Origin of the sequence: Collimonas pratensis (assembly GCF_001584185.1) — a bacterium.
Classification (GTDB): domain Bacteria; phylum Pseudomonadota; class Gammaproteobacteria; order Burkholderiales; family Burkholderiaceae_D; genus Collimonas; species Collimonas pratensis.
This window is the reverse complement of the sequence record NZ_CP013234.1, coordinates 4,943,969-4,964,264: the sequence shown is the minus strand read 5'-3', so window position 1 is coordinate 4,964,264 and position 20,296 is coordinate 4,943,969. Positions and strand designations below refer to the sequence as shown.

At 60.2% G+C, this 20,296-nt stretch carries 19 protein-coding genes; 11 read left to right on the top strand and 8 right to left on the bottom strand.

Going from position 1 to position 20,296, the window contains the following annotated elements; genetic code table 11:
* The first annotated feature begins 132 nt into the window (after positions 1–132).
* Positions 133–729 carry a chalcone isomerase family protein gene (locus CPter91_RS22040; protein WP_061944235.1) on the top strand — a complete coding sequence of 199 codons (597 nt, stop codon included), beginning with the start codon at positions 133–135 and terminating at the stop codon, positions 727–729.
* A gap of 293 nt (positions 730–1,022) precedes the next feature.
* A complete protein-coding gene (gene can / locus CPter91_RS22035; RefSeq protein WP_061944232.1) occupies positions 1,023–1,691 on the top strand; it encodes a carbonate dehydratase in 669 nt (222 codons plus the stop codon).
* A gap of 262 nt (positions 1,692–1,953) precedes the next feature.
* Here can and purM read toward each other — a convergent pair whose 3' ends face one another.
* Positions 1,954–3,006: a phosphoribosylformylglycinamidine cyclo-ligase gene (purM, locus tag CPter91_RS22030; RefSeq protein ID WP_061944229.1), complete on the bottom strand. Its 1,053-nt coding sequence runs from the start codon at positions 3,004–3,006 to the stop codon at positions 1,954–1,956.
* A 142-nt stretch (positions 3,007–3,148) separates the two neighbouring features.
* On the opposite strand from purM, the gene CPter91_RS22025 reads away from it, so the two are divergent.
* From CPter91_RS22025 to panB, 7 genes are all read left to right on the top strand, one after another.
* Positions 3,149–4,231 (top strand): AI-2E family transporter, encoded by a 1,083-nt coding sequence (locus CPter91_RS22025; RefSeq protein WP_061944226.1) that lies wholly within the window; start codon positions 3,149–3,151, stop codon positions 4,229–4,231.
* A gap of 77 nt (positions 4,232–4,308) precedes the next feature.
* The gene (gene hda, locus CPter91_RS22020) at positions 4,309–5,010 is read left to right on the top strand and encodes a DnaA regulatory inactivator Hda (protein WP_061944223.1); all 702 of its coding nucleotides are present in this window, start codon (positions 4,309–4,311) and stop codon (positions 5,008–5,010) included.
* Complete coding sequence (locus CPter91_RS22015; protein WP_061944220.1) at positions 5,007–5,681, top strand: histidinol-phosphatase; 675 nt, start codon at positions 5,007–5,009, stop codon at positions 5,679–5,681. The genes hda and CPter91_RS22015 overlap by 4 nt, the downstream gene beginning before the upstream one ends.
* Positions 5,678–7,054, top strand: a complete 1,377-nt coding sequence (pcnB, locus tag CPter91_RS22010) for a polynucleotide adenylyltransferase PcnB (RefSeq protein WP_061944217.1) — start codon at positions 5,678–5,680, stop codon at positions 7,052–7,054. Before CPter91_RS22015 ends, pcnB begins: the two co-directional genes overlap by 4 nt.
* A 4-nt stretch (positions 7,055–7,058) precedes the next feature.
* Positions 7,059–7,568: a 2-amino-4-hydroxy-6-hydroxymethyldihydropteridine diphosphokinase gene (folK, locus tag CPter91_RS22005; RefSeq protein ID WP_061946521.1), complete on the top strand. Its 510-nt coding sequence runs from the start codon at positions 7,059–7,061 to the stop codon at positions 7,566–7,568.
* Positions 7,569–7,653: 85 nt separating this feature from the next.
* A complete protein-coding gene (locus CPter91_RS22000; RefSeq protein WP_061946519.1) occupies positions 7,654–8,301 on the top strand; it encodes a deoxynucleoside kinase in 648 nt (215 codons plus the stop codon).
* Positions 8,302–8,303: 2 nt separating this feature from the next.
* Positions 8,304–9,161, top strand: coding sequence for a 3-methyl-2-oxobutanoate hydroxymethyltransferase (gene panB / locus CPter91_RS21995; RefSeq protein ID WP_061944214.1), 858 nt, complete (start codon positions 8,304–8,306; stop codon positions 9,159–9,161).
* A 17-nt stretch (positions 9,162–9,178) separates the two neighbouring features.
* Here the strand turns inward: panB and CPter91_RS21990 are convergent, their stop codons facing one another.
* The 7 genes from CPter91_RS21990 to CPter91_RS21960 all read right to left on the bottom strand — a co-directional run bounded on the left by CPter91_RS21990 (position 9,179) and on the right by CPter91_RS21960 (position 15,361).
* Positions 9,179–9,679 carry a GNAT family N-acetyltransferase gene (locus tag CPter91_RS21990; protein ID WP_061944211.1) on the bottom strand — a complete coding sequence of 167 codons (501 nt, stop codon included), beginning with the start codon at positions 9,677–9,679 and terminating at the stop codon, positions 9,179–9,181.
* Between the two features lie 24 nt (positions 9,680–9,703).
* Positions 9,704–10,579 carry a proteasome-type protease gene (locus tag CPter91_RS21985; RefSeq protein WP_061944208.1) on the bottom strand — a complete coding sequence of 292 codons (876 nt, stop codon included), beginning with the start codon at positions 10,577–10,579 and terminating at the stop codon, positions 9,704–9,706.
* 115 nt (positions 10,580–10,694) lie between these two features.
* Positions 10,695–11,507, bottom strand: a complete 813-nt coding sequence (locus tag CPter91_RS21980; RefSeq protein ID WP_061946517.1) for a transglutaminase family protein — start codon at positions 11,505–11,507, stop codon at positions 10,695–10,697.
* Positions 11,508–11,526: 19 nt separating this feature from the next.
* Positions 11,527–12,546 carry an alpha-E domain-containing protein gene (locus CPter91_RS21975; RefSeq protein ID WP_061944206.1) on the bottom strand — a complete coding sequence of 340 codons (1,020 nt, stop codon included), beginning with the start codon at positions 12,544–12,546 and terminating at the stop codon, positions 11,527–11,529.
* 1 nt (position 12,547) lies between these two features.
* On the bottom strand, positions 12,548–13,963 hold the full coding sequence (locus CPter91_RS21970) for a circularly permuted type 2 ATP-grasp protein (RefSeq protein ID WP_061944205.1): 1,416 nt from the start codon (positions 13,961–13,963) through the stop codon (positions 12,548–12,550).
* A 279-nt stretch (positions 13,964–14,242) separates the two neighbouring features.
* Positions 14,243–14,671 (bottom strand): cupin domain-containing protein, encoded by a 429-nt coding sequence (locus CPter91_RS21965; RefSeq protein ID WP_061944202.1) that lies wholly within the window; start codon positions 14,669–14,671, stop codon positions 14,243–14,245.
* A gap of 36 nt (positions 14,672–14,707) precedes the next feature.
* Positions 14,708–15,361: a glutathione S-transferase family protein gene (locus tag CPter91_RS21960; protein ID WP_061944199.1), complete on the bottom strand. Its 654-nt coding sequence runs from the start codon at positions 15,359–15,361 to the stop codon at positions 14,708–14,710.
* A gap of 150 nt (positions 15,362–15,511) precedes the next feature.
* Between CPter91_RS21960 and CPter91_RS21955 the strand changes: the two genes are divergently transcribed.
* Both CPter91_RS21955 and CPter91_RS21950 read left to right on the top strand, forming a co-directional pair.
* On the top strand, positions 15,512–16,738 hold the full coding sequence (locus CPter91_RS21955) for a polyhydroxyalkanoate depolymerase (protein ID WP_061944196.1): 1,227 nt from the start codon (positions 15,512–15,514) through the stop codon (positions 16,736–16,738).
* A 93-nt stretch (positions 16,739–16,831) separates the two neighbouring features.
* Positions 16,832–20,203 carry a transglutaminase family protein gene (locus CPter91_RS21950; protein WP_061944194.1) on the top strand — a complete coding sequence of 1,124 codons (3,372 nt, stop codon included), beginning with the start codon at positions 16,832–16,834 and terminating at the stop codon, positions 20,201–20,203.
* Positions 20,204–20,296 lie beyond the last annotated feature (93 nt).

Below are 20,296 nucleotides of genomic sequence, written 5' to 3'. Positions count from 1 at the left end.
CGCATTAACAAATTCCTTATTGCATAATTTCGCGCCGCTCTCTATTCTGTATAGGGTAATAATAAAACGATCGTTCTTTTATTTTCGATCAATACAAACTCCATATACAAACAAACCATAGGAGGAGACACGATGATAGTTGCTCAATTAAAGCGTGCAACGGCTTGCGCTTGCGTACTGTCCGGGCTGATGCTGGCGCAGGCGGCATTTGCGCTGGATCTGGCCGGCGTCAAGATCGACGAAAGCGCCAAGGTCGGCAACCAGGACCTGAAACTGAACGGCGCCGGCATACGCTACAAGGTGATTTTCAAGGTCTACACGGCGGCGCTGTATCTGGCTGAGAAAAAAACCACGGTGCCGGAGGTGATGGCCGCCAGCGGCGCGCGCCGCATCGAACTGGTCATGTTGCGAGACGTCAGCAGCGAGGATTTCAGCCGCGCCTTCATGACCGGCATCCAGAACAATGTGGACAAGGCGGACAAGGCCAAGATCATCAACCAGCTGTTGAAATTCGGCGAACTGTTCGCCTCGATTCCTGAACTGAAAAAAGGCGATGTGCTGACCACCGACTGGATCCCCGGCGTCGGCACGCAAATCCATTTCAACGGCAAGCCGGTATCGGAAACGCTGCCCGACCAGGTTTTCTATAACGCCTTGCTGAAAATCTGGCTCGGCGACAAGCCGGCCGACAGTCGCCTGAAGCCGTTGTTGCTGGGCCAGCCGGCTTAGTGTCGTGTCATGCCTATCTGTCGGCATCTCGCTTGTCCTTGACCCGTATCGCGTCGTTGCACCTCGTCGCCATAGCCCCGCTATGTCTCCTCGGTACGCCTAGCGCTACGGGCCAAGGCCGGCGCGATATCCCGACAGATAGGCATGACATGACACTAGGGCGCCTCCATCCGCATAATGGGTATTGGATAAAAGCCGATGGGGAAAGCCAGTTTTCTATAAAATAAGGCCCAGGATGTCGTGCCGGTATTGTCAAAATACCACGCAGATGGAACTTTATTGAATAGAAAACGATGACAGCAAACAACAAGCAATCCCTGACTCGAGAAGATCTTTTCCAGAGAAACCGTGAGTGGGCGGCGGCAATCACCGCCCGCGATCCGGAGTTTTTCAAGACGCTGGCCTCGCAGCAGGCGCCCGAGTATTTCTGGATTGGATGTTCCGACAGCAGGGTGCCGGCAAATGAATTGCTGGGCTTGTTGCCGGGTGAGCTGTTCGTCCATCGCAATATCGCCAACGTGGTGGTGCATAGCGATTTGAACTGCCTGTCTGTGCTGCAGTTCGCGGTTGACGTGCTGAAGGTCAAGCATGTGTTCGTGGTCGGCCATTACGGCTGCTCCGGCGTCCATGCGGCGCTGACCAAGCGCCGCGTCGGCCTGGCCGACAACTGGCTGCGCCATGTCGAGGACGTACATCAGAAGCATGAGCGCTACCTCGGCGAAGCTTTGCCGGAAAGCTTGCGCCACGACCGCCTGTGCGAGCTCAACTCGATGGAGCAGGTCGCCAATATCTGCCGCACCACGATCGTCCAGGATGCCTGGGAGCGCGGCCAGCCGCTGACCATCCATAGCTGGGTGTATAGCGTGCGGGACGGCTTGCTGCGCGACCTGGAGGTGACCGTCAGCTGCATGGCGGATCTGGCCAAGGGCATGGAAGCCAGCCTCAAGCGCTACGAAGATTGAAACGTTCCGGTTTAGCGGAAATGAAAAAAGACGGCCTAGGCCGTAATGCCGTTCAGTTAAGGATACTGGGAATAGCGCTTGTCGCGTCATTCCCGCGAACGCGGGAATCCATTTTTAATCACCATGCTCTGCAACATGGATCCCCGCGTTCGCGGGGATGACGGAATGACCGCATTGGTCCACCTAAAGAATGCCGTTCGGAGCTTAAGTGAACGGCATTACGACCTAGGCCGTCTTTTTTATTGCCTCAGCGGATGAGCGCTTAGATGACGATGGTTTGCGCTTCGCCTTCGGCGCGGGCGCGGATTTCACCGATGACGTTGACGGTTTCGCCGGCTGCTGTCAGTTGGGCTACTGCGGCCGCAGCGTTTTCCTTGGAGACGATCACGGTCATGCCGATGCCGCAGTTGAACACCCGGTGCATTTCAGCGTCGGCTACCTGGCCGTGCTGCTGCAGCCAGGTGAACAGCGGCGGCATGGTCCAGGCATCGCTGCGCAGGACAGCGGTCAAATTGTCTTGCAGTACGCGTGGGATGTTTTCCACCAGGCCGCCACCGGTGATGTGCACCATGCCTTTAACTTCCATCGCTTCCATCAAGGCCAGCAGGGGCTTGACGTAGATGCGGGTAGGTTCCATCAGCACGTCGGCCAGCTTGCGGCCGTGGAAGTCGCCGTCCAGGTCTGGCTTGGCGACTTCGATGATCTTGCGCACCAGCGAGTAGCCGTTGGAATGCGCGCCCGATGACGCCAGGCCCAGCACGACGTCGCCCGGGATGATCTTGGTGCCGTCGATCAGCTTGGATTTTTCCACGGCGCCGACGGCAAAGCCCGCCAGGTCGTATTCGCCGTCCGGATACATGCTTGGCATTTCAGCGGTCTCGCCGCCGATCAGAGCGCAGCCCGCCAGTTCGCAACCCTTGGCGATACCCTTGATGACGTCGGTGGCGCTAGGTACGTCCAGCTTGCCACAGGCGAAATAGTCGAGGAAGAACAGCGGCTCGGCGCCTTGCACCAGGATATCGTTGACGCTCATCGCCACCAGGTCGATGCCGACCGTGTCGTGGCGTTTCAGGTGGAAAGCCAGCTTCAGCTTGGTGCCGACGCCGTCGGTGCCGGATACCAGCACCGGTTCCTTGAATTTCTTGCTGATTTCGAACAGGGCGCCGAAACCGCCGATGCCGCCCATCACCCCCTCCCGCATGGTGCGCTTGGCGAAAGGCTTGATGGCCTCTACCAGGGCGTCGCCAGCGTCGATATCGACACCGGCGTCACGGTAAGAGAGTGGCACGTTGGAAACGTTTGAAGTGGAAGTCATGATGTGATTGGCGGCAGAGGCGGTAAAATAGAGAAATTCGGCCGCGCATCTCGCATCTATTATATATACATCGCTGTATATGCGATGAAATGCGCGGTAAAAGCGGTATTTTATCAAACCGATCCACCAAACTCTCGATTCCATGCCATTTTCTTTTACAGACGAACAAAAACAAACTGCGTTGTGGCTGGGAATTGCGCTGCTGCTGGTGGCGCTGATGGTGGCTCTGGGGCCTATCCTGACCCCTTTCATCGCCTCCGCCATTCTCGCCTACGCCCTGAATCCGGGCGTGGACTGGCTGTCGCGCCGGCGTATCGGCAAGTTTCCCTTCCCGCGCGCGCTGGCGGTGCTGATCGTGATCCTGCTGCTGGTGTTCGCCATCCTGGCGGTGATCCTGATCGTGATCCCGGTACTGCGCAAGGAGTTGCCATTATTGCAAAACCAGATTCCGACCTTCCTCACCAAGCTGGACGGCGTGATCGGCCCGCATCTGCAGGACTTCGGCATCAATGTGCGGCTGGACGGCACCGGCATCAAGGAGATGCTGACCAAGCAGCTGTCCACCAGCGGCGATGAAATCTGGACTTCGGTGCTGGCCTCGGTGAAGGTCGGCGGTACCGCGGTGCTGGGCTGGCTGGCCACGATCCTGCTGGTGCCGGTAGTGTTGTTTTATCTGTTGCAAGACTGGCATTCCATCGTCGACCGGGTCGGCAAGCTGGTGCCGCGCCGCTGGCAAGGCAAGACCGCCGCCATGACGCAAGAGGTCGACAGCCTGCTGGCGCAATATTTGCGCGGGCAATTGCTGGTAATGTTGGTTCTGGCGATTTATTATTCGACCGGACTGGCGATTGCCGGTTTTGATGTGGCATTGCCGGTTGGCATTATTACCGGTTTGCTGGTATTTATTCCCTATGTCGGCTTCGGTCTCGGACTGGCGCTGGCGCTGATTGCGGCAATGCTGCAATTCGACGGCCTGCATGGCTTGATCGCCGTCGCCATCGTGTACGGCATCGGCCAGGTGCTGGAGAGTTTCATCCTGACGCCGCGCCTGGTAGGCGAACGCATAGGCTTGCATCCGCTGGTAGTGATTTTTGCCCTGATGGCCTTCGGCCAGCTGTTCGGCTTTGTCGGCATCCTGCTGGCGCTGCCGTGTTCAGCGGTGATGTCGGTGGTGGTCAAGCACGTCAAAGCCCATTATCTCGATAGCAGTTTTTATCAAAACTAAGTAATCAAATAAAGCGGGCTCGAAAAATCGTACTGCAGGTTTGTCGAACCACCTTAGGTAACAATGAAGAAATTAGCATGAGGCAGTTAACGCTGGACATCACTGCGGAAGAACCGCAGACCTTGGCCACTTTCGTGGTCGGGCAAAACCAAGAAGCTTTACAGTTCTTGCAGCGTCTGGTCGCGCCTAGCGCGGCATACCTCACCGCGCCGGGCGACCGTTTTGTCTACCTGTGGGGCGGCGCCGGCGCCGGCAAAAGCCATGTGCTGCGCGCCCTCGCCAGCAGCACCGGCGCGCGCCTGATCCGCGGCAGCCAGTACAACGGCGACGTCTTCAACTTTTCGCCGGATGTGCCCGGCTACCTGATCGACGATTGCGACAAGCTGTCGGCCGGCGACCAGATCGAAGCCTTCGCCCTGTTCAACCAGATCCGCGAGCATGGCGGCTGGCTGGTCACCAGCGGCCAGCTGCCGCCGTCCGAGCTGAGCGTGCGGGAAGATTTCCGCACCCGCCTGGGCTGGGGCCTGATCTACCAGCTGCACGGCCTCAGCGACGAAGAAAAAATCGCTGCCCTGACGCACGCCGCGCAAGTCCGCGGCCTGCACTTGTCGAGCGGCGTGTTACCCTACCTCATTACGCATTTCCGGCGCGATATGCGGTCCCTGACAGCCATGCTGAACGAACTGGACCGCTTTTCGCTGGAGACGCAACGTCCCATTACGCTGCCTTTGCTGCGCAGCTTGTTGCAACTCGAATCCGAAGATAAACACACACTATGAACCTGGCCCTATTCGACCTTGACCATACGCTGCTGCCCGTCGACTCCGACTATGAATGGGGGCAGTTCCTGGCGCGTATCGGCGCAGTCGATCCTGACGCTTTTGAAAAAAGCAACGCCGAGTGGTTTGCCCAGTACCAGGCCGGTACGCTGGATCCGGTCAAGTACCTGGAATTCGCCTTCGGCACCTTATCCAAGTTCCCGCGCAAGCAGCTCGACGCCTGGCACCAGCAGTTCATGCAGGAAGTGATCCTGCCGACCATCACCCCGGCGGCCCGCGCGCTATTGCAAAAGCACCTGGACGCCGGCGACCTGGTGGCAATCGTCACCGCCACCAACAGCTTCGTCACCGAACCGATCGCCAAAGCGCTGGGCGTCGATTTCCTGATCGCTTCGGACCCGGAAACCACGGACGACGGCGAGATCACCGGCCGCCTGGCGGATACGCCGACCTACGGTCCCGGCAAAGTGATCCATACCCACGCTTGGCTGGCGACCATGGACATGACGCTGGCTAGTTTCCCGCGCAGTTATTTCTATAGCGATTCGCACAACGACCTGCCCTTGATGAAGCTGGTGACCGACCCGGTCGCCACCAATCCCAACGCCCTGTTGAAAGCCCACGCAAGTGAGCACGGCTGGCCCATCCTGAATTTATTCGACGCGCAATGATCAAGAAGCTGATTCGCTCCATCCTTGGGAAAAAGAAGAAAGATCCCACCCAACCGTTGATACTCGGCCCGAAAGAGCACGGCATCAATCCGCAACTGGTGTCGCCCAACGCAGTCAGGGTCACCAAGACGCTGCAGGATAACGGCTACAAGGCGTTCATCGTCGGCGGCGCTGTGCGTGATCTGCTGCTGGGGGTCAAGCCGAAGGATTTCGACGTCGCCACCAACGCCACGCCGGAACAGGTCAAACGCCTGTTCCGGCGCGCCTTCATCATCGGCAAACGCTTCCAGATCGTGCACGTGATGTTCGGCCAGGAGCTGATCGAAGTGACCACTTTCCGCGGCGCTTCTTCCGACGGTTCGCCGAAAGACGAGCATGGCCGCGTGCTGCGCGACAATACTTTCGGCGAGCAGCATGAGGATGCGGTGCGGCGCGATTTCACCATCAACGCGATGTACTACGATCCGGCCACCGAAAGCGTGCTGGATTACCACGGCGGCATCGCCGACATCCGCGCCAAGACCCTGCGCATCATCGGCGAGCCGGAAGCGCGCTACCGCGAAGATCCGGTGCGCATGCTGCGCATCGTCCGCTTCGCCGCCAAGCTGAAATTCACCATCGATCCTGCCACCCGCGCGCCGATTCCGGTGATGGCGGCGCTGATCGACAACGTGCCGGCGGCACGGGTGTTCGATGAAATGCTGAAACTGCTGATGAGCGGCCACGCGCTGGCCTGCCTGCAGCAATTGCGCAAGGAAGGCTTGCATCACGGTTTGCTGCCGCTGCTGGACGTGGTGCTGGAGCAGCCGCTGGGCGAGAAGTTCGTGACGTTGGCGCTGGCCAATACCGATGTCCGCGTACAGCAAGGCAAGCCGGTTTCCCCTGGTTTCCTGTTTGCCTCGCTGCTGTGGCATCAGGTGTTGGAAAAATGGAGCGCCTACAAGGCCGCCGGCGAATTCCCGATCCCGGCGCTACACCTGGCGGCCGACGATGTGCTGGAAGCGCAGACCGACAAGCTGGCCCTGCAGCGCAAGATCGCCTCCGACATGCGCGATATCTGGGCCATGCAACCGCGCTTTGAGCGGCGCACCGGCAAGGCTCCATACAAGATGCTGGAACACCTGCGCCTGCGCGCCGGTTACGATTTCCTGCTGCTGCGTTGCGCCTCCGGCGAAATCGACGGCGAAATCGGCGAATGGTGGACCGCCTTCATGGAAGGCGACGGCGACGAGCGCGAAGCATTGATGGCGCAAAAGCCGAAAGGGCCGGCCGAAGCTGCGCCGGCCAAGAAACGTCCGCGCCGGCGCGGTTCCCGCAGCGGCGCCAAGCCGGTCAACCCGGGCGGCCGTAGCGACGATGGGCAAGGCGCATAGTTCCATGGCCTCGACTGCCACGTCTGCGGCGGCTGGCCCTCTGGTCACCGCCTACATCGGCATCGGCGCCAACCTGGGCGACGCCGCCGGGCAGGTGCAACGCGCCATCTTGCAACTCGGTAAGCTGCCGCACACCAGCCTGGGTAGCCAGTCCAGTTTGTTTGGCACGGCGCCGCTGGACGCCGGCGGCGACGATTACGTCAATGCCGTTGCGCGTCTCGAAACCCGCCTCGGCGCCCATGACCTGCTGCGTGGCTTGCAGCAGATCGAGCAGGATTTCGGTCGCCAGCGGCCCTATCCGAACGCGCCCCGTACGCTCGATCTCGACCTGCTGCTATACGGCCAGTCCAGCATCCAGGACGAAGTGCTGACGGTGCCGCATCCACGCATGACGCAACGCGCTTTTGTCCTGATCCCGCTATTGCAGCTCGATCCTTTCATCGTCATTCCCCAGCACGGCGCGGCGCATCAGTTCGCCCCGCTGGTGGCGGACCAGCGTATCCGCAAACTATAGACCGCGTGCTTTCCCTGGCTAAGTGTTGGATGCGGCAGCTTCTGGCACACTATTGTCTTTGCACACGCGGCATTCACGGTTGAACATGAATCTAGATAATTACAAATACATTGTAGTAGAAGGTCCTATCGGCGCCGGCAAGACCACGCTGACCAACAAGATTGCAGCGCATCTGGGCGCGCGCGTTCTGCTGGAGCAGCCGCAGGCCAATCCTTTCCTGGAAAAATTTTATCGGGATGCTCCCCGTTATGCGTTGTCGACCCAGATGTTTTTCCTGTTCCAGCGCATCAACCAGTTGCGCGAGACTTCGCAGAACGATTTGTTTGATGGCCGCGGTCATCTGGTGGCCGATTTCCTGCTGGCCAAGGATGCCATTTTCGCCAGCCTGACCCTGGCCGACGAAGAGCTCAAGCTGTACCAGCAGATGTATGATCATCTGCGGCCGCAGGCGGCCACGCCGGACCTGGTGATTTACCTGCAGGCCGAGCCGGAAACCCTGATAGAACGCATCAAGAAGCGCGGCATCGAGATGGAAAGCGCCATCACCCAGGACTACCTGGCGCGCCTGTGCGAAAGCTACAGCCGCTTCTTTCATCACTACGACGACGCGCCGCTGCTGATCGTCAACAACGAACACCTGGACCTGGCCGGCAGCGATGCCGATTTCAGCTTACTCTTGGCGCGTATCGACAGCATGCGCGGCAAGCGTGAATTTTTCAATCGTGGAGAATGACAATGGCAGCTTATTCACAAGACAGCGTACAAGACAGCGTACAAGACAGCGGCGCAACAGCGGCGCGCAGCAAGCCGGTGACGATTCCGGCCCTGCAGGCATTGCGCGACAAGGGTGAGAAGATCACCATGCTGACCTGCTACGACGCCAGCTTTGCGGCCTTGATGGACCGCTGCGGCGTCGAGACCTTGCTGATCGGCGATTCGCTCGGCATGGTGTGCCAGGGCCACAGCTCGACCTTGCCGGTGACGGTGCAGGAGATCGCCTATCACACCGCCAGCGTGGCGCGCGGCAACCGCACTGCACTGGTGCTGGCGGACCTGCCGTTCGGCGCCTACGCGACGCCGGAAAGCGCATTCGCCAACGCCGTGCCGGTGATCCAGGCGGGCGCGCAGATGGTCAAGATCGAAGGCGGCGCCTGGCTGGCGCCAACCGTGCGTTTCCTGGTCGAACGGGCGATCCCGGTATGTGGCCACTTGGGGCTGACGCCGCAATCGGTGCATCAGATGGGCGGCTATAAAGTACAGGGCAAGACCAGCGCCGCCGCCGAGCAGTTGAAAGCCGACGCCCTGGCCCTGCAGGAAGCCGGCGCCAGCCTGCTGGTGCTGGAAGCGATTCCTGCGGCGCTGGGCAAGGAAGTCAGCGAACTACTGACGATCCCGACCATCGGCATCGGCGCCGGCCCGGATTGTTCCGGCCAGGTGCTGGTAATGCACGACCTGATGGGGGTTTTCCCTGGGCACAAGGCGCGTTTCGTGAAAGACTTCATGCAAGGCCAGACCAGCATCGACGCTGCCGTGCTGGCGTATGTGCGGGCGGTCAAGGATAAGTCGTTTCCGGCGCCGGAACACTGCTTCTGAGTGAGTGACTGATGGTGCTATTGCAGTTGCATCGCCATTTCATGCCAGGCCATGCCGCCATGGTCTGAGTCGGAAGCCTTGAGGTAGCTGAAGCCCATGCTTTCATAGAGCGCCACATGGCGCTCTTTGCACATCAGGTGGATGCTGGATTTGCGCAGGGCGCGCATGCGGGCGATGAATTCCTGCATCAGTTGCCTGGCAATGCCGCGCCCCTGGAAGTCCGGATGCACCACCACCGACATGATCACTACGTGCGGCCCGTCCGGGTCATGCCCGATCAGTTCCTTGAATGCCTCGTCCGCCATCTCGACCTTGAAGGCCGCGCCGCCGTTGATGAAGCCGGCCACCGCGCCATCGATTTCACAGACAATGAAACCTTGCGGCCAGGTGGCGATGCGGGTGGCGATCTTTTCTTTGGTGGCGGCTTCGTCGCCTTCGTAGGATGTCGATTCGATTTCGTAGCAGCGCGCAAGATCGGCGCTGGTGACGAGACGGATCAGACCGCTGTGTGAAGTCATGGATGCGTTGCGCCGCGACAGCTGTTAAGGCTGTTCGTTACCGTCAGGCCCTTGCGCCAGGGTTTGCAGCGGTATCGGTTGGGCAGGGTTGGGATTGGCCACGGGCGGCGCCAACACCAGCGGTTCATTCTGCGAACCCTTTGCCAACACCACGTTCGGCACGGTATCGGGATTGGCGTTCCAGACCGGATCGGCGAGGCCATTGAACACCGCGGTCAGTTGCTTGCCCCAGTTCTCGTGGATCATCTGGAAGTACTGGTTCTTTTCGTCGATGGTGACGAAACGGGTCACCGCCAGCGTGTCGGTGCCATACAGCAGCAAGTCCAGCGGCAGGCCGACCGAGATGTTGGAACGCATGGTGGAATCCATCGAGATCAGCGCGCATTTGGCCGCCTGGTCCAGCGTCGAGGCCGGGGTCACCACGCGGTCCAGGATAGGCTTGCCGTATTTCGCTTCGCCGATCTGGAAATAGGTGTTCTCATTCAGCGACTCGATGAAATTGCCGGCGGCGTAGACCTGGAACAAACGGCAGCCTTCGCCTTTGATCTGGCCGCCGAAGATGATGCCGACATTGAAATCGATGCCGAATTTTTCCAGCTTCAAGGCTTCGCGGTCGTACACCACGCGTACCGCTTCGCCGACGATCTGCGCCGCTTCGTACATGGTGGCCACGGTCCAGATCGTCTTGCCGGCGGCGTTCACGTATTCGCCGATGACTTGCTTGATCGATTGCGAAATCGAGAGGTTGCCGGCAGTCATGAACACCATCAGGCGCTCGCCCGGGTTCTCGAACACGCTCATCTTGCGCGCGGTGGCGACGTGGTCCACCCCGGCATTGGTGCGGGAGTCGGAGAGGAAAACCAGACCGGAGTCCAGGCGCAGAGCGACGCAGTAAGTCATGATGTCAAAGAAAAATACAAAGTGGAGATTCTACAGGAAGCGACCGCCGTTTCCCGGAGTAGCGCCTGTTTTATGGTTGAATGTACAATAAATTGTGGCGTCGCAGTGGGTAGTCTCATTGTTGTGATGGCAGCGCGGAAACATTCACTTGCACGCTCATGGTTTCTTCGCCACCGCCGCGCCGTACGCCGCGCACCGGCGCCGCCGATTCGTAGTCGCGCCCTATTGCTAATCGGCAATAATTATCGCTGGCGAAGCAGGCGTGGGTGACGTCGATGCTGATCCAGCCGGCGAATGCGCCTTCCTCTACCCAGACGTCGACCCAGGCATGGCTTTCGGCATGGCTGGTGTTGCCGGGATCGATATAGCCGGAGACATAGCGCGCGGAAATCCCCAGCGTGTGGCAGCAAGCCAGGAACAGGTGGGCATGATCCTGGCACACCCCCTGGCCCAGCGCCAGGGCGTCGTCGGCGCTGCTGGTGACGGCGGTGGAGCCGCTCTGGTAGGCCACTGCGCTGCAGATGGCTTGCGCCAGGTCGAGCAGCTGGCTGCTGTCGGCGCCCGCCTGCAGATGGCGATAGGCGAAATCCATGACGGCGGCGGTCGGCTGGGTCAGCGGCGTCGGCACGGTAAACACCAGTGGCGAAAACTCTCCCGCCTGCGGCAGCCGGCCTTGCTGCAAAGGCGTCACCGCCACCGTGCCTTCAGCGATGATGCGCACCTCGTGGTGCGGCTTGGTGACGGTCAGCATGTGGCTCAGGTTGCCGAAGGCATCGGTGAACGGATGGCGGCTGCCGGAACTGCTGATATGCCATGCCAGCGTGCGTTGCTGCGCTTCCGCGCGCGGCCACAGCCGCAGCTGCTGAATCGTGTAAGTCAGGGCTGCGGTGTAGTGGTAGACGGTTTCATGGCGGATGGTGAGTAGCATCAGGTTGAACAATCGGCCATCAGGTATTGAGAGGCACCAGGAAATCGCGGCTGATGCGATTGCCAAGCTCGAAGATGCGGTCGAAGAAGCGCGTCAGGTAATCGTGCAAGCCGGCGTCGAGGATTTCATCCAGGTTGCTGAATTTGAGGTCGGCGTGCAGCTTGCCGGCGAAGCGTTCAGTGTCGGAGGAGATATCGTTGTGCACATGTTTGAGATTGCTCACTACCTGCTCCATGCAGGACAACAGCGAGCGCGGCATGTCCGGCCGCAAGATCAGCAGGTCGGCCACGCGCGCCGGCGTGATGACGTCGCGATAGACCTTGCGGTAGATCTCGAAACCCGAGACCGAGCGCAGGATCGCCGCCCAGTAGTAGAAATCGATTTGCGGATCGGCGGCGATGGCGTCCTGGTCCTGACTTTGCTGCTGGCGAACTTGCTGGCTTTGCTGCTGGCCGTTCTGGCCTTTCATGTAGCTGCTTTCCTTGGCGCCGTGGAATTTGACGTCGATGATGCGGGCGGTATTGTCGGCGCGCTCCAGGAAAGTCCCGAGGCGGATGAAGTGGAAGGCTTCGTCCTTCAGCATGGTGCCGATGGTGACGCCGCGCGACAGATGCGAACGATGCTTGACCCACTCGAAAAATTCAGCCGGGTTCTGTTCCAGCGCATTAGTCTGCAGATAACCCTGCATCTTGATCCAGGTCGCATTCTGGATTTCCCAGGCTTCCGTGGTCAGCGCGCCGCGCACGGCGCGCGCATTCTCGCGCGCCTGCTTCAGGCAGGAGGCGATCGAAGACGAATTGCTGGGATCGCGCACCATGAAATCGATCACGTCCTTTTGCGTCAGCACATTGTATTTCTTGTCGTAGGCGTGGGTCAGCTCGGAAATGCCGAGCACGGCGCGCCAGCCTTTTTCGACATCCTCGACTGACTGCGGCAGCAGCCCGGTCTGCACGTGCACATCCAGCATGCGCGCGGTGTTTTCGGCCCGCTCGGTATAGCGGGACATCCAGAACAAATGGTCAGCGGTACGGCTCAGCATGTTATTTCTCCAGAATCCAGGTGTCTTTGGTGCCGCCGCCTTGAGACGAGTTGACCACCAGCGAGCCTTCCTTGAGGGCGACGCGGGTCAGGCCGCCGCGCACCAGGGAGACATTCTTGCCGGACAAGACAAACGGCCGCAGGTCGAGGTGGCGCGGCGCGATGCCGGCTTCGACATAGGTCGGGCAGGCCGACAGCGCCAGCGTCGGCTGGGAGATATAACCATCCGGCTTGGCGATCACGCGCTGGCGGAAGTCTTCGATTTCCTGCTTGGTCGAGGCAGGGCCCACCAGCATGCCGTAGCCGCCGGCGCCATGCACTTCCTTGACGACCAGATCCTTGAGATTGTCGAGCGTGTACTGCAAGTCTTCTTTCTTGCGGCACTGGAAGGTCGGCACATTGTTGAGGATCGGCTTCTCGGACAAATAGAATTTGACCATGTCCGGTACGAACGGATACACCGACTTGTCGTCGGCGACGCCGGTGCCGATGGCGTTCGCGAGGGTGACGTTGCCGGCGCGGTACACCGACAGCAACCCGGGCACGCCGAGCGAGGAATCGGGCCGGAAGGCGAGCGGATCGAGGTAGTCGTCGTCGATGCGGCGGTAGATCACGTCGACCCGCTTGGGACCGCGCGTGGTGCGCATGTAGACGTGGTTGTCGTTGACGAACAGGTCTTGTCCTTCGACCAGCTCCACGCCCATCTGCTGGGCCAGGAACGCATGTTCGAAATAGGCCGAGTTGTACATGCCAGGCGTCATCACCACCACGGTCGGATCGGTGACGCCGACCGGCGCCACCGAACGCAGGTTATCCAGCAGCATGTCGGGATAATGGTCGACCGGCGCGATCTTGTGGCGCAGGAACAGCTCGGGGAACAGCCGCATCATCATCTTGCGGTTTTCCAGCATGTAGGAAACGCCCGACGGCACCCGCAGATTATCTTCCAGCACGTAGAACTCGCCCTCGCCGGCGCGCACGATGTCGACCCCGGCGATGTGGGCGTAGATGTCAGAGGCCACCGAGATGCCTTGCATTTCGGGACGGTATTGGGCGTTGCGGAAGATCTGTTCGGCTGGAATCACCCCCGCCTTGACGATATTCTGATCGTGATAGATATCGTGGATGAACATGTTGAGCGCCTTGACGCGCTGGATCAGGCCGGCTTCCAGGGTCGCCCATTCCTGCGCGTGGATGATGCGCGGAATGATGTCGAAGGGGATCAGGCGTTCAGTGCCGGCATCGTTGCCGTAGACGGCGAAGGTGATGCCGACGCGGCGGAAGATCAGATCGGCTTCGGCGCGTTTGCGCGCGATGGTTTCGGCGGTCTGGGCATTGAGCCAATTGGAAAACTCGTTGTAGTGCGGACGCACCAACGAGCTGCCATCGGAGTACATCTCATCGAAGAAATTTGCCATGATCTTGCTTTGCTGTGGTTTGATCGGGAACTATCAAGTAGCTATCAAGAAGCGTGCCTGTAGCACGCTATTGGTTGACGCGTTGTTGCAAATTAAGCATTAACTTGTCCAAAGATTAACATGCTACTTCGTATCTTGAACAGGCTTTATTTGCAACAATGCAGCGTCAACTCTTAGCAAATTTTGCGTCTTTCTGGTGTCGGCCTCCGTCTTGTTTTATGTGAGAGCGACTGCGAACTGCTGGCTAGCCCGCTGCCTCAAAGTGCATCCATGCGACTCTCATACCCACGGCTTGGGCGCCGGAACGGCGCAGGGTCCGGGCATGTCGACTGAAGTGAATGCGGCCGGGCTAACGATTTCAAGATACTCCATGTCTTCCGAGTAGTCGAATAAAAAATGCACGATGCCGGGGCGCTGGTGCACGCAGTCGCCGGCCTTGACCAGGGTTTCCTGGTCTTCGTACATGAAGCGGGCCCAGCCCTTGAGCATGTAGACGATATGGAAATCCGCTTCGTGGCGGTGCCAGCCGGTGCCGACTTCCGGCGCCATGTTGGCCTTCACCAGGTGCGCCACCACCTTGCCGCCGGTGGCGGCGGCGATACCGAGATCGCGGTACAGGAAAAAGTCGCGCAGGCCGCCGGATTCAAATGCGGTGTCGCCTTCGCTAACGTGGGAAAACAGATTGGTCGAGCTCGCTGCGCTATCCATCGGACACTCCTTTCATTGCCTTCTTTGCAGGCCAGGTCAGAATTCCACATCCAGTTCATTGATATCTTCCGGTTCCAGCTTGGCCGCCTTGATCCATTCCTGCATTTCAGGCATGGCGATGATGCGCTTGCAGTAGGCGCTGCAGACGGAATCGAGCTTGACGTCGTAGGTAAGGAAGCGGGTCGCTACCGGCGCATACATGGCGTCGGCCATCGAGCGCTCGCCGAACAGGAAGGGGCCGCCGTAGGTCGCCAGGCATTGCTTCCAGATGGTGGTGATGCGCTTGATGTCGGCCTCGGCGCGCGACCACACCTTGAAGTCCGGAAAGCGCGCCTTGATGTTCATCGGCAGGGCCGAGCGCAGGGCGCTGAAGCCGGAATGCATTTCGCCGCAGATGGAACGGCAATGGGCGCGGGCTGCGCGGTCGGCCGGCAGCAAGCCGGCCTTGGGGCGGATCTCGTGCAGGTATTCGCCGATCGCCAGCGTATCCCACACCACGATATTGCCGTGATACAGGCAAGGCACCAGGATCGACGACGACAGCAGCAGGATTTCCGCGCGCGCGTCGGGATCGTCCGGCGAGATAATGTTTTCCTGGAATTCCAGGCCGGAAAATCGCGTCAGCAGCCAGCCGCGCAGGGACCATGACGAATAGTTCTTGCTGGTGATGCTCAAGGTAGTCTTAGGCATGGCAATATTCTTCCGTAGCGGGTCGACAGGGATAAGATTGGCAAACCGTTTGCTGGTGTTTGTTGAATACCGAGCAAGGCCCGTGCCAGAGTTTGGGCATGGTTATTGCACTCGAAGGGAATGCCGGCATTCCAATAATAGGGTAGTCCCATGACGAAAATTTACCAGGCATATCAGGGCTATGCGGACCTCAGCGATCCCATGCGCATCTTGGCTGGCGCTACCGCAACAATGTTCGGCGCCAGATGGCCGGGCTGGCCCGAAAGCCTGGCGCTGCGCAAGCTGGCGGCGGCCTGCGAAGTGTTTTCGTGCACCCGCTTGACGCATCAGCGCCCAGCATTCGGGATAAACAGTGTGGAAGACGGCGGCTGCACAGTTTCGGTGCATGAAGAGGTCGCCGACCAGACACCGTTCTGTACCTTGTTGCGTTTCCGTAAGGAAATCAAGACTCCACAACCGCGGATATTGCTGGTGGCGCCGATGTCGGGACATTTCGCCACGTTGCTGCGCGGCACAGTGACCACCCTGCTGCGCGATCACGACGTCTACATCACCGACTGGCACAATGCGCGCGATGTCGCTCTCGACGACGGCCGTTTCGGCTTCGACGAATACGTCGCCCACCTGATCCGTTTCATCGAAAAAATCGGCCCCGGCACGCACCTGGTGGCGGTCTGCCAGCCGACTGTGGCGGCGCTGGTGGCGGTCTCGCTGATGGCGGCCGAGCGCCATCCGATGCAGCCCGCCAGCATGACCCTGATGGCCGGCCCGATCGACACCCGCATCAATCCGACTGCGGTCAACGAGTTGGCGAAAAGCAAACCGATCACCTGGTTCGAGAAAAACCTGGTGAGCACCGTTCCCGGCCGCTACGCCGGCAGCCAGCGCCAGGTCTACCCCGGCTTCCTGCAGCTGACGGCATTCATGAACATGAACCTGGAGCGCCACATGAAGGCCTTCCAGAACCTGTATAACTACCTGATCGAAGGGGAGGATGAAAAAGCCGATGCCATCAAGACTTTCTATGCAGAGTATTTCGCCATGTCCGACCTGGCTGCTGAGTTTTATCTGGAGACCGTACAAAGCGTATTCCAGGACCATGCCCTGCCGTTGGGCGAAATGCAGGCATTAGGGCGTACCATAGAACCGGCGGCGATCCGCCGCACCGCCCTGTTCACGGTGGAAGGAGAGAAGGACGACATCTGTGCCGTGGGACAGACGGTGGCGGCGCAGGACATGTGCAGCGGCATCCGGCCGTACATGAAATCGCACCATGTGCAGACCGGGGTAGGGCACTATGGCGTTTTCAACGGTCGCCGCTGGGACAATGAAATCTACCCGCGCCTGCGCGATTTCATTCATAGCCATGCGCAGTAAGTAGCTGTAATCGTTTTGTTTTTTCGCTGAATATCGGACCGCGAATTTTTCGCTGGCCGATATACTGATTGTTGATTGTCGCAAAGGATAGCCATGTCAATTCACGTTGCACTCAACCATCTCACTACCTACCGCTACGACAAGGCCATCAGCCTCGGCCCGCAGATCATCCGCCTGCGGCCGGCGCCGCATTGCCGTACCCGGATTCTGAGTTATTCGCTGCGGATCTTGCCGCAGCCGCATTTCATCAACTGGCAGCAGGATTCGCAGGCTAACTACCTGGCGCGGCTGGTGTTTCCGGAAAAGACCACCGAGTTCCAGATCGAGGTCGACCTGGTGGCGGAAATGTCGGTGCTCAACCCCTTCGATTTCTTTCTCGAACCGTATGCCGAGAAAGTACCGTTTTCCTACGCCGCTGAATTGCTCAACGAGCTGGAACCCTACCGCAAGAAGCTGCCGGTCTCGCCGCAGCTGCAAAAATTCCTGGATACGGTGCCGCGCGAAAAGATCCGCACAGAAGACTTCCTGGTCAACCTGAACCAGAGCCTGGCGCAGCTGATCAGCTATACTATCCGCATGGAGCCGGGCGTGCAGACGCCGGAGCAGACGCTGGACCTGGGCTCCGGCTCTTGCCGCGATTCGTCCTGGCTGCTGGTGCAGATCCTGCGCCACCTGGGACTGGCGGCGCGTTTCGTGTCCGGCTATCTGATCCAGCTGACGGCGGACCAGAAATCGCTGGACGGCCCCTCCGGCACCGAGGTCGATTTCACTGACCTGCACGCCTGGTGCGAGGTGTATCTTCCGGGCGCCGGCTGGATCGGCCTCGATCCGACTTCCGGCTTGCTGGCCGGCGAAGGCCACATCCCGCTGTCGTGCACGCCGGAACCGTCATCCGCGGCGCCGGTGAGCGGCATGGTGGAACCGAGCGAAGTGGAATTCGGCCACGCGATGAGCGTTACCCGTATCTGGGAATCGCCGCGCGTCACCAAGCCTTACAGCGAACAGCAATGGGAACAGATCGAAGAACTCGGGCACGCCATCGACGATGACCTCGATGCGCTGGATGTACGTCTGACCATGGGCGGCGAACCGACCTTTGTGGCGCTCGACGATCCCGAGGGCGACGAATGGAATACCGCCGCCATGGGACCCGGCAAGAAACCGTTGGCGGCGCAGCTGTATCACCGCCTGCGCCAGCAATATGCGGCGCAAGGCTTGCCGCATTTCGGCCAGGGCAAATGGTACCCGGGCGAGCAGCTGCCGCGCTGGTCGCTCAACTGCTACTGGCGCCGCGACGGCGAGCCGATCTGGAACACGCCGGAGCTGATCGCCGATGAAACCAAAAAACAGGCGACCGAAGAGGGCGTCGCCGAACGCTTCCTGCACGGCGTCGCCGCGCGCCTGACGCTGGAAAGGCAGAATGTGTTCGCCGCTTATGAAGACATTTATTACTATCTATGGCGCGAGCGCCGCCTGGCGATCAATGTCGACCCTTCCGATTCGCGGCTGGACGACAAGCAGGAGCGGGCGCGTTTGGCGCGGGTGTTTTCGCAAGGGCTGCGCAAGGTAGCCGGCTACGTCCTGCCGCTGGCGCGCAGCGCCGACGAACGCAGCTGGAAGAGCGGCAACTGGTATCTGCGCGGCGACCATTGCTATCTGTTGCCCGGTGACTCGCCGCTCGGCTATCGGCTGCCGCTGGATTCGCAGCCATGGGTAAAGGCCGGTGACTATCCTTATGTGCACCAGCCCGATCCGACTCAGCAGTTCCAGCCTCTGCCGCCAGCACAGCAGCAACGCGACAAGCTGGCGCCTAGCGCCGGCGCCAAGACCGCAGCGGCGGCAAACGATGCGCCGAAGTACAGCACGGCCTTCAGCAGCGATCCGAAGTTGACCTCCACCTTGGGGGCCAAACTCACCAGCATCCCGGCGCCCTTGGAGTCGGCGGACAAAATCACGCGCACCGCCTTGTGCGCTGAAGTGCGCAACGGCGTACTGTATCTGTTCATGCCGCCATTGGCGCGCCTGGAGGATTACCTGGAGCTGGTAGCGGCGATCGAAGCTACCGCCGAAACCCTGCAGCAGCCGATGCTGCTGGAAGGCTACGAGCCGCCCAACGACCCGCGCCTGAAGAAGTTCAGCGTGACGCCGGATCCGGGCGTGATCGAAGTCAATGTCCAGCCGATGCACAGCTGGAGCGAGCTGGTAGCGAATACCAGCTATCTCTACGAGGTGGCGCGCGAGACGCGCCTGACCACCGAGAAATTCATGCTCGACGGCCATCATTCCGGTACTGGCGGCGGCAATCACCTCGTGCTGGGCGGGGCGACTACCGGCGATTCGCCGTTCCTGCGCCGTCCCGATCTGCTGCGCAGCCTGATCAGCTACTGGAACAACCATCCGGCGCTGTCCTATCTGTTTTCCGGGATGTTCATCGGCCCCACCTCGCAGGCGCCGCGGGTGGATGAAGCGCGCAACGATTCGGTGGTGGAGCTGGAGCTGGCTTTTGCGGAAATGGAAAAGCAGCTAGCCAAGGACAGCTGTGCGCCATGGCTGGTCGACCGCCTGCTGCGCAATCTGCTGATCGACGTCACCGGCAATACGCATCGCGCCGAATTCTGCATCGATAAGTTGTACTCGCCGGACAGCAGCACCGGCCGTCTCGGCCTGCTGGAATTGCGTGCCTTTGAAATGCCGCCGCATGCACGCATGAGCCTGACCCAGCAACTGCTGCTGAGGGCACTGGTGGCGCGTTTCTGGAAGACACCCTACAAACCGCCGCGCCTGGTGCGCTGGGGCACCGAACTGCACGACCGCTTCCTGCTGCCGCACTTCATCTGGCAGGATTTCTGCGATGTCATGGACGATCTGCAGCAGGCCGGCTATGCCTTCAAGCCGGAATGGTTCGCGTCGCATTTCGAGTTCCGCTTTCCGAAAATCGGCGACTATGCAGTCAACGGCATCGCACTCGAACTGCGCACCGCGCTGGAACCGTGGCATGTGCTGGGCGAGGAAAACCGTTCCGGCGGCAACGCCCGCTACGTCGATTCCTCGCTGGAACGGGTGCAGGTCAAGGTGAGCGGCATGGCGCCGGATCGCTACGTCCTCACTTGCAACGGCGTCGCCGTGCCGCTGCAGCCTACCGGCCGCGTCGGCGAGTTCGTCAGCGGCATCCGCTACCGTGCCTGGCAACCGCCGTCGGCCCTGCATCCGACCATCGGCATCGATTCGCCACTGACTTTCGACCTGGTCGATACCTGGAACGGCCGCAGCCTGGGCGGTTGCCAGTATCACGTGGTGCATCCGGGCGGGCGCAGCTACGATACCTTTCCGGTCAACGCATTCGAAGCGGAAAGCCGGCGCCTGGGACGTTATTTCCGCCTCAACCACACGCCGGGAATGATGCAGGTAAAGCAAGCAATAGCGTCCGTCGAGTTCCCATTTACGTTAGACTTACGTCACTTCTGACCAACCTTAAGTATTTAGGGGCTCCTCTCATAGCTCCGTCATCCCCGCGAACGCGGGGATCCAGGTTGCCGTCTTTGCCGGCTAAAATGGATT

Bases quoted from the DNA above. Each gene is read 5' to 3' on its own strand.
- CPter91_RS22040 (WP_061944235.1), top strand. From the start codon at position 133: ATGATAGTTGCTCAATTAAAGCGTGCAACGGCTTGCGCTTGCGTACTG.
- can (WP_061944232.1), top strand. From the start codon at position 1,023: ATGACAGCAAACAACAAGCAATCCCTGACTCGAGAAGATCTTTTCCAG.
- purM (WP_061944229.1), bottom strand. From the start codon at position 3,006: ATGACTTCCACTTCAAACGTTTCCAACGTGCCACTCTCTTACCGTGAC.
- CPter91_RS22025 (WP_061944226.1), top strand. From the start codon at position 3,149: ATGCCATTTTCTTTTACAGACGAACAAAAACAAACTGCGTTGTGGCTG.
- hda (WP_061944223.1), top strand. From the start codon at position 4,309: ATGAGGCAGTTAACGCTGGACATCACTGCGGAAGAACCGCAGACCTTG.
- CPter91_RS22015 (WP_061944220.1), top strand. From the start codon at position 5,007: ATGAACCTGGCCCTATTCGACCTTGACCATACGCTGCTGCCCGTCGAC.
- pcnB (WP_061944217.1), top strand. From the start codon at position 5,678: ATGATCAAGAAGCTGATTCGCTCCATCCTTGGGAAAAAGAAGAAAGAT.
- folK (WP_061946521.1), top strand. From the start codon at position 7,059: ATGGCCTCGACTGCCACGTCTGCGGCGGCTGGCCCTCTGGTCACCGCC.
- CPter91_RS22000 (WP_061946519.1), top strand. From the start codon at position 7,654: ATGAATCTAGATAATTACAAATACATTGTAGTAGAAGGTCCTATCGGC.
- panB (WP_061944214.1), top strand. From the start codon at position 8,304: ATGGCAGCTTATTCACAAGACAGCGTACAAGACAGCGTACAAGACAGC.
- CPter91_RS21990 (WP_061944211.1), bottom strand. From the start codon at position 9,679: ATGACTTCACACAGCGGTCTGATCCGTCTCGTCACCAGCGCCGATCTT.
- CPter91_RS21985 (WP_061944208.1), bottom strand. From the start codon at position 10,579: ATGACTTACTGCGTCGCTCTGCGCCTGGACTCCGGTCTGGTTTTCCTC.
- CPter91_RS21980 (WP_061946517.1), bottom strand. From the start codon at position 11,507: ATGCTACTCACCATCCGCCATGAAACCGTCTACCACTACACCGCAGCC.
- CPter91_RS21975 (WP_061944206.1), bottom strand. From the start codon at position 12,546: ATGCTGAGCCGTACCGCTGACCATTTGTTCTGGATGTCCCGCTATACC.
- CPter91_RS21970 (WP_061944205.1), bottom strand. From the start codon at position 13,963: ATGGCAAATTTCTTCGATGAGATGTACTCCGATGGCAGCTCGTTGGTG.
- CPter91_RS21965 (WP_061944202.1), bottom strand. From the start codon at position 14,671: ATGGATAGCGCAGCGAGCTCGACCAATCTGTTTTCCCACGTTAGCGAA.
- CPter91_RS21960 (WP_061944199.1), bottom strand. From the start codon at position 15,361: ATGCCTAAGACTACCTTGAGCATCACCAGCAAGAACTATTCGTCATGG.
- CPter91_RS21955 (WP_061944196.1), top strand. From the start codon at position 15,512: ATGACGAAAATTTACCAGGCATATCAGGGCTATGCGGACCTCAGCGAT.
- CPter91_RS21950 (WP_061944194.1), top strand. From the start codon at position 16,832: ATGTCAATTCACGTTGCACTCAACCATCTCACTACCTACCGCTACGAC.